11 protein-coding genes and 2 CRISPR repeat arrays are annotated in these 15,220 nt (G+C 71.1%); all 11 genes read right to left on the bottom strand.

Annotated elements, in window-relative coordinates:
- Positions 1-1,848: serine/threonine-protein kinase (locus ACVNF4_RS21305; RefSeq protein WP_461804452.1), on the bottom strand; the 1,848-nt coding region annotated here is incomplete at its 3' end.
- 118 nt (positions 1,849-1,966) lie between these two features.
- Positions 1,967-2,632 carry a hypothetical protein gene (locus tag ACVNF4_RS21300; RefSeq protein ID WP_461804451.1) on the bottom strand — a complete coding sequence of 222 codons (666 nt, stop codon included), beginning with the start codon at positions 2,630-2,632 and terminating at the stop codon, positions 1,967-1,969.
- Between the two features lie 56 nt (positions 2,633-2,688).
- A complete protein-coding gene (locus ACVNF4_RS21295) occupies positions 2,689-3,354 on the bottom strand; it encodes a hypothetical protein (protein ID WP_461804450.1) in 666 nt (221 codons plus the stop codon).
- A 593-nt stretch (positions 3,355-3,947) separates the two neighbouring features.
- Positions 3,948-4,726: direct repeats of the CRISPR family, unit length 29 nt; unit sequence CGGGTGACCTCCGCTCGCGCAGAGAACAG.
- Between the two features lie 18 nt (positions 4,727-4,744).
- Positions 4,745-5,056, bottom strand: coding sequence for a type I-E CRISPR-associated endoribonuclease Cas2e (gene cas2e, locus ACVNF4_RS21290; RefSeq protein WP_461804449.1), 312 nt, complete (start codon positions 5,054-5,056; stop codon positions 4,745-4,747).
- A gap of 20 nt (positions 5,057-5,076) precedes the next feature.
- Positions 5,077-6,057 (bottom strand): type I-E CRISPR-associated endonuclease Cas1e, encoded by a 981-nt coding sequence (gene cas1e / locus ACVNF4_RS21285; protein WP_461804448.1) that lies wholly within the window; start codon positions 6,055-6,057, stop codon positions 5,077-5,079.
- Complete coding sequence (gene cas6e / locus ACVNF4_RS21280; RefSeq protein ID WP_461804447.1) at positions 6,054-6,725, bottom strand: type I-E CRISPR-associated protein Cas6/Cse3/CasE; 672 nt, start codon at positions 6,723-6,725, stop codon at positions 6,054-6,056. Before cas6e ends, cas1e begins: the two co-directional genes overlap by 4 nt.
- A complete protein-coding gene (gene cas5e, locus ACVNF4_RS21275; protein WP_461804446.1) occupies positions 6,722-7,531 on the bottom strand; it encodes a type I-E CRISPR-associated protein Cas5/CasD in 810 nt (269 codons plus the stop codon). The genes cas6e and cas5e overlap by 4 nt, the downstream gene beginning before the upstream one ends.
- Positions 7,528-8,703, bottom strand: coding sequence for a type I-E CRISPR-associated protein Cas7/Cse4/CasC (gene cas7e / locus ACVNF4_RS21270; protein WP_461804445.1), 1,176 nt, complete (start codon positions 8,701-8,703; stop codon positions 7,528-7,530). The genes cas5e and cas7e overlap by 4 nt, the downstream gene beginning before the upstream one ends.
- 41 nt (positions 8,704-8,744) lie before the next feature.
- Positions 8,745-9,452, bottom strand: a complete 708-nt coding sequence (gene casB / locus ACVNF4_RS21265; protein ID WP_461804444.1) for a type I-E CRISPR-associated protein Cse2/CasB — start codon at positions 9,450-9,452, stop codon at positions 8,745-8,747.
- Positions 9,453-9,484: 32 nt separating this feature from the next.
- Positions 9,485-11,041 carry a type I-E CRISPR-associated protein Cse1/CasA gene (gene casA, locus ACVNF4_RS21260; protein ID WP_461804443.1) on the bottom strand — a complete coding sequence of 519 codons (1,557 nt, stop codon included), beginning with the start codon at positions 11,039-11,041 and terminating at the stop codon, positions 9,485-9,487.
- 234 nt (positions 11,042-11,275) lie between these two features.
- Complete coding sequence (gene cas3 / locus ACVNF4_RS21255) at positions 11,276-14,134, bottom strand: CRISPR-associated helicase Cas3' (protein WP_461804442.1); 2,859 nt, start codon at positions 14,132-14,134, stop codon at positions 11,276-11,278.
- Positions 14,135-14,326: 192 nt separating this feature from the next.
- Positions 14,327-15,087: direct repeats of the CRISPR family, unit length 29 nt; unit sequence GTCGGCTCCGCGCGAGCGGAGGTGATCCG.
- Between the last annotated feature and the right edge of the window lie 133 nt (positions 15,088-15,220).

The raw sequence follows: 15,220 nt of genomic DNA, 5'->3' as shown, positions 1-15,220 counted from the left end.
CTCCGCGCTGCGGCCGAGGCGCCCGAGGCTGATGCCGGTCTCGTACCGGGCGGCGAGGGTGTCGGGGTGGTCGGGGCCCAGCACCCGGGCGCGGGCCTCGGCGACGTCCGCGTACCCGGCGAGCGCCTCCGGCCAACGCGCCAACTGACCGAGCGTGTACGCCACTTCGTACCAGGTGAGCAAGGTGTCCGGGTGCTCCGGGCCCAGTACCCGGGCGCGGGCCGCCGCCACTTCGCGGGCCGTCCGGTACGACTCCGTCAGCCGGCCCAGCCTGCCGAGGTTGAAGGCGAGGTTGTGGCGGCAGCGCAGGGTGTCGGGGTGGTCGGCGCCGAGGGTGCGGTCCCGTGCCGCGAGGACGGCCGTGTACGTCTGGTGCGCCTCCAGGTGCCGGCCCAACTTGCCGAGCACGTACGCCGTCTCGTGCCGCGCGGCCAGCGTGTCGGGGTGGTCGTCGCCGAGGGTCCGTGCCCGGGCCGCCGCCACCTGCCGGTACTCCCGCAGCGCGTCCTGCGCCCGCCCGGTGCGGCTCAGCGCGAACGCCGCTTCGTAGCGGCTCGTGAGGGTGTCCGGGTGGTCGGCGCCCAGGAGCCTCGCCCGCTCGGCGGCCACCGTCCGGTGCAGTTCTCCCGCCTCGGGCCACCGGTCCAGCCTGCCGAGCCTCAGTCCTGCCGCGTGGCGCCGGGCGAGTGCGGTCAACTGCTCGGCGAGCGGGGACTGTTGCCGCTGACGGTGATCCGGCGTCTCCAACACCTGCGGCGCGTCCGGCACTTCCTGTGTTCCCGGGACAACTCCCAAGGCGGGCCTGCGCGTCCAGTCACCGGAGAGCGGGGTGTCCGGAACCGGCGGGGCACCGGTGGCCCGGGGACCCTCGCCCATGCCCCGGCTCCAGAGGGGAAGGCGGGGGTCGGTCACCGGTCGCGGGCGCTGCGGCTCGTTGCCGAAGTCCGGCTCCAGCGGCTCCGGCCGTGCGGTGACGACCGTCGGCACGTACCCCGGTGACGTGCGCCCGAAGGTGATCCGGCGCACGACCTCACCCGCGTCCCCCGGACGCCCGTCCGGCTCCTTCGCGAGGAGGTCGAGGATGACGCGGCCGAGATACGCGGGGAGTTCGGGGCGGTGCTCGCCCGGCGGCCGGGGCGGGCTGTCGCGGTGGCCGATGAGGACGGCCCAGGCGTCGTCCATCGCGAACGGCGGTGCGCCGGTGGCCAGTTCGTACAGGACGCAGCCCAGCGAGTACAGGTCGCTGCGCCGGTCCACCTCGGTGCCGGCGATCTGCTCCGGGGACATGTAGTGCGGAGTGCCCATGGCGACGCCCGTGCCGGTGAGGCGGGAGGTGGCGGCGATGTCGTGGCCGAGGCGGGCGATGCCGAAGTCGCAGATCTTGACGGTGCCGTCGTCGAGGCGGACCACGTTCGCCGGTTTCAGGTCGCGGTGGACGATGCCCCGGCGGTGCGTGTAGTCGAGGGCGGCGGCGAGCTGCCCGGCGATGTCGGCGACGTCCGGGACGGGCAGGGGGCGGTGACCGGTCGCGGTGAGGATCTGGCACAGGTTGCGCCCGTCCAGGAACTCCATCACCAGGTACAGGACGCCGTCCGCCTCCCCGAAGTCGTGGACGACGGTCACGCCCCGGTGCTGGAGACCGGCCGCGACCCGCGCCTCACGGCGGAACCGTTCCCTCAGCACCCGGGTGAACCCCGGGTCGTGATGCGGTCCGGGCGGTTTCAGGCACTTGACGGCGACCTGTCGGCCCAGCGACTCGTCCTTCGCCCGCCACACCTCGCCCATCCCGCCCCGCCCGATGAGCTCCAGCAGCCGGTACCGCCCCTGGATCAGCCTCGACTCCGCCATCTCACCCCGCCGCCCCCGTCGTCGCCCTTCCGGCGCGTCCAGTATGACGAGTCGCCGTCCCCCTGTGTACGGCGCGGAACCCCCCTCTTCGCGCGCTCCCCGGCGCCCCGAGCGCCCGTCACGCCTGCTGTTCCTTCCCCAGCCGCAGCCCCGAGTCCCGGCGCCACGCCTCCCCCTCCGGCGTCCAGGTGACGCGGGTCCCGAGTTCGACCCACACGCCGAACTCCCCCGGGGCCACCTCCGTGTGCTGGCTCACCCGGACGCTGTTCAGACAGATCCGCACCCCGCAGTTCTTGAACACCGGCAGTCCACGCCAGCCGCACCGCCAGTCCACGTCCAGACTCAGCGGCCCCAGCACATCGACCATCCCGTCCAGCTCCGCCTCGGTGCAGTCGTCCTCGGGCTCGGTGTCCCGGGTGCCGAAAGGCGGGATCTGGTTCAGGGAGACCGTCACCCCCTCGGGCAACGGCCACAGGTCCCCCAGTTCCGGGCCGAGCCGCAGCTCCCCCAGGATGACGGACCTCGGCTGCACCGCGTCGAACGTGATGGCGTCACGGCGCACCAACTCGTCCAGGAACGGGAACACGGCGACAGGATCCCGGTCCGCGCCGATCCGGGCGGTGCCGAAGGAACGTACCGTGTGCGCGTACTGCTCGGCCGTGCTGATCGATTCCAGCTGGGGCCACGGAGCGGAGACCCGGTCGGCCGACTCACGCATGATCTCCCGCGCCCGCAGCAGCGCGCTGCGGGCGTCCGGGAAGGGTTCGAGGACCTGGTAGAGCATCGAGGCCAAGAGACGTGCCTTTCGAAAGAGCCTTTGCGCAGCGGGAGTCGGCCGTCTCATCCGTGCCGGGGTTCACCCAGCGCGAGTCCCGAGTCCCGGATCCAGGCATCGCCCTCGGGTTTCCAGGCGGCACGAGCGCCGAGCCGGATCCAGACGACGTACTCACCGAGGCGGGCCCCTCCCTCGTACTCGGTGTTCAGACAGAGCAGCACACCGCAGTCCTTCGTCTCGGACACGCCGCGCCAGGCACAGTCCCAGTCCGCCTCCAGGCCCAGCGGCCCGAGCACGGCGACCATCCGGTCCAGCTCCTCCTCGGTGCAGTCGTCCTCGGCCTGGCTGTCGGGCGTACCGAACGGCGGAGTCGTGTCCACGGACACCATCACGCCCTCGGGCAACGGCCAGAGGTCCTCCAGACCGGGGCTGAGCCGCAACTGCGCCAGGAGGACGGGCCTCCCCTGCTCCGCGTCGAACGTGATGGCGTCACGGCGCTCCAACTCGTCCAGGAACGGGAACACGGCGACAGGATCCCGGTCCGCGACCATCCGGGCACTGCCGAAGGAACGGAGCGCGTACGCGTACTGCTCGGCTGTCGTGATCGGTCTCAGCCGGGGCCAGGGGACGGTGGACCAGTCGGCCAGCTCGCCCATGATGCCGCGCGCCCGCGCCAACGCGCTCGGGGCGTCGGGGAACGATTCGAGGACCGGGTAGAGCGTCGAGGACAAGGAACGTGCCTTTCGAAGGGAGTCGGGCGGCGCGGGTGACCCCCACGACCACGGAGAGCACCGCGGTCAGGTCGGTCACCCGCGCCTGCCGTCCCGCGCAAGGACCTTCACGACGTGACGGACCGTACGTCCCCGCGGATTCCCCGCGCACCGGGCAACCGGAACCTCTTCCCCGATTCATGCCAGAGCCACATGCGCCTCTCACATACCCGGCTGATCTTCTCGGGGTTCCGCAGGACGAGTCACGTCCGTCCCCGAAGGCCCTTCCAATGACGGGGACCCGAACCCGAGGTGGTGGCACCTCTGACCTGCGGTTATTCCAGAGAATCAGACATTGACGCCCTATTCAACCCTGCTCGATCCGACTCAGTCCCCATCGATCCAGTACCGGTGCTCACACGTACGCACGCAACTCAAGACGATTGCAGCCGCGAACATCACCCTTACAATCATCCTAGCTACAGGACGACTTGGCCAATAACCGCCCAGGCAGAGAGCAAACATCGATCCACTCAAAGCCGTGCAGACACGCCGGTCTACCTCCGCTCACGCGGAGAGCAGCCCCAGCCGGACAGCCGCAGCATCCGCATCCGCGGGTGACCTCGGCTCGCGCAGAGAGCAGGCTTCCGACGACGGTGGTTGCCCCTCCAACTGCGGGTGACCTCCGCTCGCGCAGGGAGCAGTGGCCCGGGCGGAGACCCGGAGTGCCGGTTCGCGGGTGACCTCCGCTCACGCAGAGAGCAGCGCCTCTCCCAGCGCGGATCGCCCCCCCAAAAAAACCCGGGTGACCTCCGACAGTGACCTCCGCTCGCGCAGAGAACAAACGTAGATGACCGGGTGGTCATCCGAGGCGCCCGGGTGACCTCCGCTCGCGCAGAGAACAGGCAGGCTCGATCCACCCGGCCGCGATCACGTACGGGTGACCTCCGCTCGCGCAGAGAACAGGCAGCGGTAGTGGACGGGGATCTCCCCTGTTCCGGGTGACCTCCGCTCGCGCAGAGAACAGGAAGCGCACAGCCCAGTCACGGAAGTGATTCTCGGGTGACCTCCGCTCGCGCAGAGAACAGCAGACCGGGCCAAGACCCGACGGATGCGGACGCGGGTGACCTCCGCTCGCGCAGAGAACAGGCCAGGATGAGAGCGGGCTCTCTGCCGAAGATCGGGTGACCTCCGCTCGCGCAGAGAACAGGTGGGCGGGCTCACCCCGAACACGAGCTACTCCGGGTGACCTCCGCTCGCGCAGAGAACAGACCTGACCTGCCCTCACCCCTGCTGCCCCGCGCGGGTGACCTCCGCTCGCGCAGAGAACAGGCGAAAAGGATCACAACCACGTTCCTCTACAACGGGTGACCTCCGCTCGCGCAGAGAACAGACTCCCCGACCTGCACTTCTATAAGGGCTTTGCGGTTTCTTTGCCCTGTGGTTGGTAGGCAATGAGGGTAAGACCGTCGAAGTCGACGGGGCTGCGGCGTTGGTTGCCGGTGGTGTGGAGGGTGAAGCCTTGTTCGTTGTCGGCGGGGTGGATGAGGACGGAGACGCCGTCGGTGGTGGTGGCGGTGACGGTGGACCAGAGTTCGTCGCGGACGCGGGCGGAGACGGTGCCGACGTAGAGGTGGGGGGTGACTTCGAGGAGCCAGCGGGTGAGGGCGCCGCGGAGGTGGTCGGGGACGGCGGTGAGGGAGATGGCGATCATGGAGGTCATTGGAGGGCTCCCAGCGGGCGTCAGGGGTCGGTGGCGTGGTTGGTGCCGCCGGGGACGGGGCCGGTGACGGGGTCCCAGAGGTCGACGAGGTGTTCTTCGGGGTCGGGTGGTTCGTGGGTGGTGTCGGGGTCGAGGAGGTTTTGGATGTCGGTGACGATGCGGGGCAGGAGCCGGAAGAGGCGTAGTCCGTCGCGGAAGGAGCGGCGGGCTTCGGCTTCGGGGTTGGTGGAGTTGTGGAGGGAGAAGGCGAGGGGGATGGTGAGGTCGGCTTTGTAGAGGTCGGCGATGTCGTAGACGAAGGCTTGCTGGTTGCCGTTGTGGACGTAGCCGAGGGCGGGTGAGCAGCCGAGGGCGAGGATGGCGGCGTGGACGATGCCGTAGAGGCAGGTGTTGGCGGCGGAGAGGGCGAGGTTGACGGGGTCCTGGGTGTCCCAGGAGGCGGGGTCGTAGGTGCGGCGGAAGCGGCCGATGCGGTACTGCTGGGCGAGGAGCCGGTAGTGGGCTTTGACGCGGTGGCCTTCGAGTCCGCGGAGCTGGGCGAGGGTGGTGCCGGGTTTGACGGTGCCGGGGCCGAAGCGCAGTTCGTACATGGCGGTGGCGACGGCGAGGCGTTGCTGGTCGTCGGCCCAGGTGCGGGTCTGGCGTTCGAGCCAGGTGGTGGTGAGGGAGTCGGGGAGGGCGGCGGCGTAGGTGCGGACGCCGCCGGAGCCGGTGACGAGGACGGTGGTGCCGTGGCGGGCGAGGGTGGTGAGGGCACGGGCGGTGATGGAGGTGCCGGGGCCGAGGAGGACGCAGGAGAGGGCGGCGGTGGGGAGGTAGACGGTTTCGGTGCCGCGTTCGGGGCTGGTGACTTCGGCGCGGACGCCGGTGTCGTCCTGGTGGATGCGGACGATGTCGAGGTAGAGGAAGGAGAGGGAGTCGGCGATGCGGGGGAGCATGGCGACGGTGGGTGCGGCGAGGCGGCGGCGCGCCTGGCCAGGGGTGTGGGTGGGCGGGTTCATGGGGTGCCCCGGGCGGGGGCGATGCTGAGGAGTCCGCAGCCGTACGCCTTGCCGCGTCCGATGCCTTCGGTGATCTTCTGGCGCAGGAGGTCGGGGTCGGTGACGGTGGCGGAGCCGTCGAAGCGGGTGCGGGTGTGGCGGATGGGCTGGGTTTTCTTGGTGTCGGGGGTGCGCAGGGCGCGGGCGGTGTCGAGGGGCTGGGAGTGGAGGGTGAGGGGGGTGAGTCCTGCGGTGTCTGCCTGGCGGGTCCACCATTCGTCGGCGTGGGCGCCGGTGAGGGGGACGATGGCGGGGAGGTTGTAGAGGGCGCGGGTGGTGGCGCCGGGTTTGCGTACGGGGCTTGCGGTGCAGCGGTAGCGGATGGTGAGGCCGGGTTTGAGGGCGTCGAGGAGGGGGTCGAGGGGGCGGCTCTGGGTGGCGCCGTAGCCGTCGGGGAGGCGGGTGAGGTCGGGCTGGTGGGTGCTCTGGAGGAGGACGTGGGAGCCGGTGGGGGTGTCGTCGAGGCGGAAGAGGACGCCGAAGCGGGCGCGGGGGTCGGGGCCGGCGTCGTCGGGGAAGAGGGACATCAGGCGGCGGTGCAGGTGCATGGCCGATTCGCGGCCGGTGAGGTCGTGGCGGGCCTGGGCGGAGCGGGGGTCGGGGACGATGCGGGTCAGCCAGACGCTCATGGGTGGCTCTCTTCGGGCTGGTTGCGGTGGCCGTCGAGGTAGGCGGCGAGGGTGTGGAGGTGGTCGGTGCCGAGGCCGGTGTGCTGGTCGGCGGGCAGGTGGAGGGTGCGGCGGTACAGGGGGCGGTCGCGGTAGGCGCGGCGGCGGGGGTGGAAGGTGAGGGGCTGGTCGTTGACCTGGCCTGCCGGGTGGGCGCCGGTGTCGTTGCCGTCCGGGGGTGCCAGGTGGGTGAGGGGGTGGTCGGCGAGGAAGTCGACCGGGGCGGTGGAGCCGGGAGGCTTCGGTGCTGCGAGGGGCAGGTGGACGAGGTGGTGTGTGACGTCGTCGAAGCGGCCCAGCAGGAGGGGGCCTTCGGGCGGGCAGGAGCGGCGGCCGAGGTAGGGGGGCCAGTGGGGGTGGGTGAGGGCGGTTTCCGCCTGGGTGAGGAGGCCGGTGTCGTCGTCGGTGGTGGTGAGGGCGACGGTGAAGGCGGCGTCGGCGAGGTAGGTGCGGTGGGTGAGGAGGGTGGCGGTGTCTCCGCTGCGTTTCTTGCCCTCGGCGGTGGTGACGGTGGCTTTGGCGGGCAGGCCGCCGCCGACGGTGTGCAGGTCGCGCAGGAGGACGCCGGGCCGGTCGACGCGTACGGTGACCGCCAGGCGGGCGAGGTCGTCGATGCTCTCGCCGCGCCGGCGGCCGAGGGCCGAGGCGAGCAGGCCGATGATCCCGGAGCGGGTGGGGAAGCGTGCGGTGTCGCGTTCGTTGAAGTGGCTGCGTTCGCCCCAGGACTGGAGCGGCCCGCTCAGGCGCAGAAGGAGTCCGGGGTTCACGCGGTGGCCTCGGGCGCCGGGGCGAGGGCGGCGTCGACGGCGGTGGTGATCAGCGCGTCGAAGGAGGCGTGGCGCTCGCCCAGGCCGGTGAGGTCGGTGTCCAGGCCGGCCCAGCCGGAGGCGAGGAGGCCCCTGGTGCCCAGCAGGGTGTTCGCGGCGTGGGCGTAGGCGTCGAGCTGGGTGCGGGAGACCTCGGCGAAGCCGCCGTGCGCGCTCGCGCGGACGGGCTTCTCGAAGGCCGCCGCGTAGGAGAGGGGCCGGTCGGAGCGGACGCTGATGTGGACGAGGTCGGGCATGGTGTGCGGGGCGGTGGAGTTCTTCTTCGCCTGGGGCAGGGAGCCGACGAACGCGCGCAGGAAGCCGGCGGCGAGTTCGCGGGCGGCGTCCCGGTCGTCGCCGATGTTCGCGGCGAGGTCGCGCAGGTCGAGGGTGGCGTAGCGGTAGAAGGTGCCCGCGCTGAACTCGGCGTGCCCCATGTGGCCGCTGCCGGTGGCGTCGTCCCACAGGGCGGTGACGTCGTCCACGGCCGAGAAGTAGTCGAGTTCGACATCGGTCTCGTGCGTGGTCAGAGCATGGGCGACCTGGACGGCGCCGTCCACGCCGGCGTCGTCGATCTCAGCGAGCATCCGGCCGAAGAGGTTGATGACCCCGTTGCGCGACCGCAGCACGGCCTCGACCTCGCCGGAGGGCAGGACGCTCTTGTCGGCGGGCTTCTTGATGTCCTTGGCCTGCTCCAGCGCCTCGCGGTGGCGCTCGGCGAGGTCGGCCAGCTCGGCGACGGCCGTCTCCGGGACGTAGACCATCGCGTTGGTCAGAACCTTGTTGGGCACGGTCTCCTTGGCCTCACCGGACTTCTTGGCCAGCTCGAACTTGATGCCGCTGGCCACCGCGGCGTGCCCACCGGCCCGCTGCGCCAGCTCGGACGGCCAGCCGCGCAGTTCCAGCTCACGGGTGACGCGCTCCCCGATACGGCGGGTGCGCAGGGCCGCCTCGCCGAGCTGCTCCTCAAAAACCGTCCGCACGGCGCGCTTCCAGGACTGGCTGCTGACCCGCGTGCGCAGCGTATTTCCATACTGAACGGTTTTCACGGAATTCGTGTCGTCGCGGTTGAGGTTGGCGAACGGAACGGAGTGCAGGATGTGGATGTCGATGAAGCGGGCGGGAGCGGTCATGGCCGTGGTTCCTCTGTTCTTCGGTCTGCGGGAGGGGAAGGTCAGGCGAGGGTGCTGAGGCGGGTGGCCTCGTCCTGGTCGGCGTGGTCGGCGACCTGGCTGAGGGCCCGGTTGCGCTCGATGTAGTAGTGCTGCAACCAGCGCCGCGCGATGCGGTCGGAGTAGGCGGGCCAGGAGGCGAGATCGGACAGCAACTGGGCCCAGTCGACGGGGACTTCCAGATCGCGCAGGTAGCCGACCGAGGCGGGGAGGTGGCGGTGCAGGCCGCCCAGGCTCTGACGGGTCAGCAGGTTCAGCCGCGCCTCCGCGGTGGCCTCCCGCATCGTCCGCTCCCGCTCCGGGCTCTCGTACACGGCGAGCGCGAACGCGTGCCCCAGGCTCGCGCCGTACCGCTCCGCCGCAGGGCTGTCGCCGCCGTCCTGCGGCTCCGGCTCGGCGGGCGTCTCCTGTTCCGGGTCGGTGCCGGGTTCGTCGTCGGGGTCGGCGTAGCTGCTGCGGGGCTGGGCGGCGATCATCGCGGCCACGGCGTAGTACGCCCGCTGTTCGGCCTCCGAGCTGTCGCGCGGAAGCCACTTGGCGACGAACCGGTGCATCCGGGGGACGTGGTCGAGGTCGCGGCGCAAGCCACTGCGCAAGGCGACCCGGGCGCCAGGATCGTCCCGGCACAGTTCCTCGATATCGCCGGTGAACTCCAAAAGCCGGCGGCGCCGGGCCGCGATGCGGTCGTCGGTGCTGTTCTTGGGGGGCATTCGGTTCTTCCTCCGCCAGGGTGATGAGTGGGCTACGACGCCTTCTTGCGCGGGCCGCCGAAGAGTTCGATGCGGGCGTCGGAGACCGCCTTCGCGCCGCGCTGGGTACGGGTGACGGACGCCGTCACCGTCTCGTAGGCGCGCAGCGCCAGCCGCAGGAACTCCGCCCTGGCCTCCGCCGCACCGAACGTGGCCGGCACCGACTGGCCGGCGCCGTCGAGCGTGCGGAACCGGGCCCAGAACTCGGCCTCGGCAGCGGGCCAGTAGCGGGCCGCTGCCTCGGCCGCCCAGGTGTCGCCGTCGGCCTTCGGATCGTTCGTGTACAGCGCCCAGGCCCGCTTGACGGCCCGCTCCAGACGGCGCCCGTACTGTTCGCCGAGCTGCCGCATCCGCCCCACCGCGGGCGCCGACGTCGGCAGGTCGCGCTCCACCAGCCCCAGCACGGCGGGCGTCGCGGCGTCCACGAACTGGATGTCCTTGGCCTGGCCCTCCTGGTCGAAGCCCAGCGCCCGCACCCGCAGGTCCTCGGAGACCTCGCTCGCGTACTCGAACACCTTCGGCCGCTGCGGCTGCGCCACCCCCGGGGGCTCCTTCAGCAGCAGCGCGTCCAGGTCCCGCCACAACGCACGCCGCGAGTCGGCGGGCCTGGGGTAGCGGTTTCCCTGCTGGCTGACCTGCCAGATCAGATAGTCGTCGTCGCGCTGGATACGGCCGCTGCGGTACGCCCAGGTGATGTATGCGTCCCGGACCAGGCCCGGGTCGTCCTCGTCCGCGACGAGCAGCAGCGCATGCTGGGAACACGCCGTCAGCCGCGCGCACGGGCCGTCCGGGTTCGGCAGCGAACCATCAGGGTCCCGGAGCCTCTCCCACTCCCACGGACACAGGTCACTCTCGCGCCGCACCGTCCGCGCCGGCTTGACCAAACCCGCCAGCAGCGTCTCGAAGAGGTTCCTGCCTTCGGGGTGGTAAGAGAGCGCAGTGCGCAGCGGGCCTGCGGTGGCGCTGGCGGTCTTGACGCCATTGACCTCACGGGCCGAACAGCGGCCCGAGGGGCCGTAGTAGTGCCACACCAGCAGGTTCAGCACCGCCTCGGAGACCGTCGGCAGGTCCGGGCGGGCGTCGCTGCCGTGCCGGAACCAGGCGTGCGTGTTGCCCGCCGGGCGCGTCACGATCAGCTTGTTCACGCCGGCCGTCTTGTCCGCGTCGCACTGCGTGGCCAGCCGGGCGTCCTGCATCCATGGGCGGCCGCCTCCCGGGTCGTAGAGGAAGAAGCGGTGCCGGAAGCGGACGACGTACTCCTCCACCTTCTCGTCAGGCAGGTGCCCAGCCTTATGGATATCCCAACGCCGGTCTCCCCAGTCGCCGGGGCCGTCCTCGTCCAGGGCCGTCACCCGCGCGGTGAGCGCGTACAGGACCCGCAGCAGGGCCGAGTGCGCCGGGGGGTCGGCGATCGCGAGGGTCTCGATGTCGTGGGCGCGCAGCAGGAGGTCCCGCAGGCCGAGGCGGTCGGGGTGGGGAGCGGGAGCCGTGGGAAGCCAGCGGACAGGGACCCAGGGCTCTTCGAACAAGTTGTGAGAACTGGTCGGCATTCGACTCCGATCATGATTTTGCTGGCCACAATGAGGGCGGGGTCTCCGTGGAGACGGAGGTGAACCGTGGGCTGCTCGCAGCGAGCCGAGACTGTTCCCCCCTCAGCCCGCGTGAGCGGGTGGCCGCCGCCACGGCCCGGTGAAACCGGAGAGAGTCCGGGCCGTGGCGACCACTTCAGATTTGCAGAAGAGGGCCGCCCGAAGGGACATTTGACCGTGTATCACCCATACGGGTTAACGCGCCTCCAGGCCGACGTCGGAGATGGTGATCGTCCGCGTGCCGTGTCTCCCGCTCCACGGCGAGCCGCTGCCCTCAGCGGGGCGTACCGGCAGGAGTGTCACGCCGCGCAGCACCGGGTGTTTGGCCCACGGCTTGGGCTGGGGGTGGCCGTCGGCTCCGCGCGTCCACTTGCCCGGGACGGGAGCGACGTGCGCCATGATCTGCGCGAGTTCCGGGTGGGTGAGCCCTTTCCTGCCTCCGACGGGCAGGGGAGTCGTGCCGTCGGCGTCGAGGGTGAGGGTGCCGTCGGGCTGCTCGTACAGGCACAGCACGCGTCCGGTGTCGGCTCCGAGCCGGGTGGTCAGCAGTTCCTGGGTGACTCCGGCGTCGCGGCGGCTGAGGAGGAAGAGGTTGCCGCCCACGTCGCCGGGGGCGTCCACGACCACCATGTCGGCCATGTGGGCCTCGGCCGACTCGTTCGCCTCCCGTTCGGCGTCCATGCGCCGCAGCTCCTGCTGCACCGCGCCGTCGAGCCGGTCGACGAAGTCCTCCGCGTAGACGGCGTCGACGAGTCCCTGGACGTCTCCGGGAACGGCGATGCCGTCCGCCGTGTGCTGGCGCAGCAGCAGGGCGGTGCGGTGCAGGAGTCCGGCGTCGTAGACGGTTCCCCAGGTGCGCGGGACCGTGAAGTCGCCGTCCTCGTCGACGGGTTCGAGGACGACCAGGCGGGGCCGGTCCTCCGGCAGCGCCCACGTGGGGCGGCCGGTGTCACCGCGTTCGTGCCGGCGTCCGCGGCCGGCGCGCTGCAACAGCTGGGCCAGCGGGGCGAGGTCACTGACGATCAGGTCGAAGTCGAAGTCGAGTGACTGTTCGACCACTTGGGTGGCGACCAGGATCGATGCCGGGCGCGGCCGGGCGGTGTCCTCGGGGGCTTGGGGTTTGCCGTAGGCGGCCTCGCACTCGGCGGTGATGCGCTGGCGGACGTGGGCGGGGTAGCGGGAGTGCAGGAGCCGTACGCCTCCCTCGCGGCGGGCGAGTTCGGGGAAGGCGGCGGTGAGGTCGCGGAAGGTCTGCTGGGCTTCGGCGACGGTGGTGCAGCACACCAGCGCGGTCCCGCCCTCGGCGGCGACCGGTTCCAGTGCCTCACGCAGGGCCTCGCGCCGTTCTCCCCCGCGCACCGGCTCACCGGCCGTCTCGGCCGCGTCCCACCTCACCGGGCGGAGCTGTACCTCCAGGGTCCGCCCGCGCGCGCTGCCGACCTCACGCGGTGCGGACACTTCGCCGGTCGCGGCGGAGGCGAACACCCAGCCCGGGTAGCACGGCTGGACCTCGGACGGTTCCAGGAACCCCGCGCCGCGCCGGTAGGCGTCCACCAGCGACGACGCCGTACGGCCGGACAAGGTGGCCGACAGCAGGACCACCGGGGCGTTGAACGCGCCCAGCCACTCCAGCAGCCGCACCAGCATCTGGTGCATCCACGGCCCGTACGCGTGCGCCTCGTCGACCACGAACACCTTGTCGGACAGCCCGAACAGCCGCAGCGCGTTGAACTTCAACGGCAGCACCGCGCCCAGCGCCTGGTCGATGGTGCCCGCGCCCAGCGGCGCCAGAAGCCCCCGCCCCGGCCCGCGCAGCCAGATGCCGGCCTCGGTCGCCGTCGCCGCATCGGCGCTCATCTCGAAGCCCGACTCACCATCCCCGTCCGGCAAGGTGTAGGCGGGGCTGAGCCAGGCCATGGAGTGCAGGAGCGTCAACGCCCGTTCCCCGCCGAGCGCCTGCCGCGCGAACTTGCTCACCCGCGGGTACATGGCATCGGCCGTCGCCATGGTCGGCAGCGCGAAGAACACCCCGCGCGCGCCTGCCGCACGCCCCAGCACCGACGCCGCGTACAGGGCCGCCTCGGTCTTGCCGTCACCCGTCGGCGCCGTCACCAGCACCAGCCCCAACCCCTTCGCCCCCACCAACTGCGGCAACTGTGCCGTGAGATCACCCTGAAGGAGATTCGGCGAGAACGGGAACATGTCCTCGAAACGCTCCGCGACGAACTGCGCCCGCCCCAGCTGAGCCCCCCGCACCAGCCCGGGAGCCGCCTTCTGCGCGGCATCCCAGTGCGCGTCGAGTTCACCGGCCGTCCCCTTCCACCCCGTCGCAGGCAACAGCGGGAGGATCACCTCCGTCTGGCTGACCAGCCAGTCCGCGACCACCACCAGCCCCGCCACAATCACCGCCAACTCCGCCGGCAACCCCCGCTCCGGAACCGCCCACGCCCCCGTGACCCGCCTCAACTCCACCAGATGCGCCCGCCGCTGATCCGCCCACCCCTCACCCCCCAGCCCCGGCTGGTGCGCCTCTGCCTGCTCCACCTTCCTCGCCAGCAAAACCGCCCCGAACCACCCGTGATGCCCCCCGAGCAACTGCGCGACCCGGTGCGCCACCTTGTTCACCATCCGCCGGTCATCGGGATACCCCTCCTCCCCCAGCAACCGCGTCAACACCCAGTGCGTGGCCGTCTCGTGCCGGAACCCCGTCTCCCGCTCCGCCCCCTCCTCGAACACATAGACCGGATCGGCCCGCACCTGCGCGAACGCCTCCTCCACCTGCGCCTGGAACACCGGCGTGATCTTCCCCAAATCATGCAGCCCCGCCCAGAACGCAAGCACCTGCCGCGCCTCCACCACCGACAGCCCCAGCGCCTCCGCGATCCTCCCCCTCACCCGATCGCCCAGCAGTACATCCCACAACTCACCGAACACCGCCGCCGTGTCCAGCAGATGACAGATCACCGGATACCGGCGCGGCAGCCCCCGCTCCTTACCCCACAGCCGGACATCGACCAACGGACACCCCGGCACTGCCACCTGACGCTTCATCATGCCGACAATCGATAGCACCCCCCACTGACAACGCGCCCCCACCAGCACAAACCCCGCACCCGGCAACGGCAGACACCGTAAGGTCGGCACCGTGAGACCTAAAACGGGGCACCGGAACCCACCCACCGGACCGGGCAATCCACATCCGGCAAAGAAAATGCAAAGCGACTGAGAACGCCCAGGTCAGGAAGTGTCGGCTCCGCGCGAGCGGAGGTGATCCGGCCACCAACATCAGCCGGACGAGTTTCCGGGTGTCGGCTCCGCGCGAGCGGAGGTGATCCGATCTCCGGACAACTGAACATGCTGAGGACTCGGTCGGCTCCGCGCGAGCGGAGGTGATCCGTCCGTTCGTCACGGACGGAACGCCGCCCTAACGTCGGCTCCGCGCGAGCGGAGGTGATCCGATTCAGGCCGCATTGCGGTGGGCGAAGACCCAGTCGGCTCCGCGCGAGCGGAGGTGATCCGCATCGCCTCCTCCGGCGTGAACCCCGACGCCAGTCGGCTCCGCGCGAGCGGAGGTGATCCGTTGGGGCCGTCGCTGGTGCGGATCTGGACGAAGTCGGCTCCGCGCGAGCGGAGGTGATCCGGGGGGCTCGGTGCTGGTGGGGTGGTCGTACAGGTCGGCTCCGCGCGAGCGGAGGTGATCCGGCGCCGGGCGATCAGGCCCCCCGGTCGGCGGCGTCGGCTCCGCGCGAGCGGAGGTGATCCGAACTACTTCTCCCCCGTCAACGACGACCCGCGGTCGGCTCCGCGCGAGCGGAGGTGATCCGGGTATGTCGTGTGGCCCCACCACACGAACGACGTCGGCTCCGCGCGAGCGGAGGTGATCCGCCGCCCTGGTTCTCTTAGAGCTGCCCATGGGTGTCGGCTCCGCGCGAGCGGAGGTGATCCGGCGCTCCTCGACGACGCCGGCATCCCCTGGAAGTCGGCTCCGCGCGAGCGGAGGTGATCCGAAATGACCACCGTCGAGAAGGTTGACGGCGGCCGTGGCAAAGTCCAGGTGTGCGGCCGGTCGAGTCCAGGCTGATGGCCACGGGAATTCCCGGTGTGTGGCCGTGTGACCTGTGGTGTTCCTGATCGCTTCCT

The organism is Streptomyces sp. S6 (assembly GCF_054880855.1).
The sequence above is the reverse complement of the archived record's forward strand: the minus strand, read 5'-3'. Positions and strand labels throughout refer to the sequence as shown.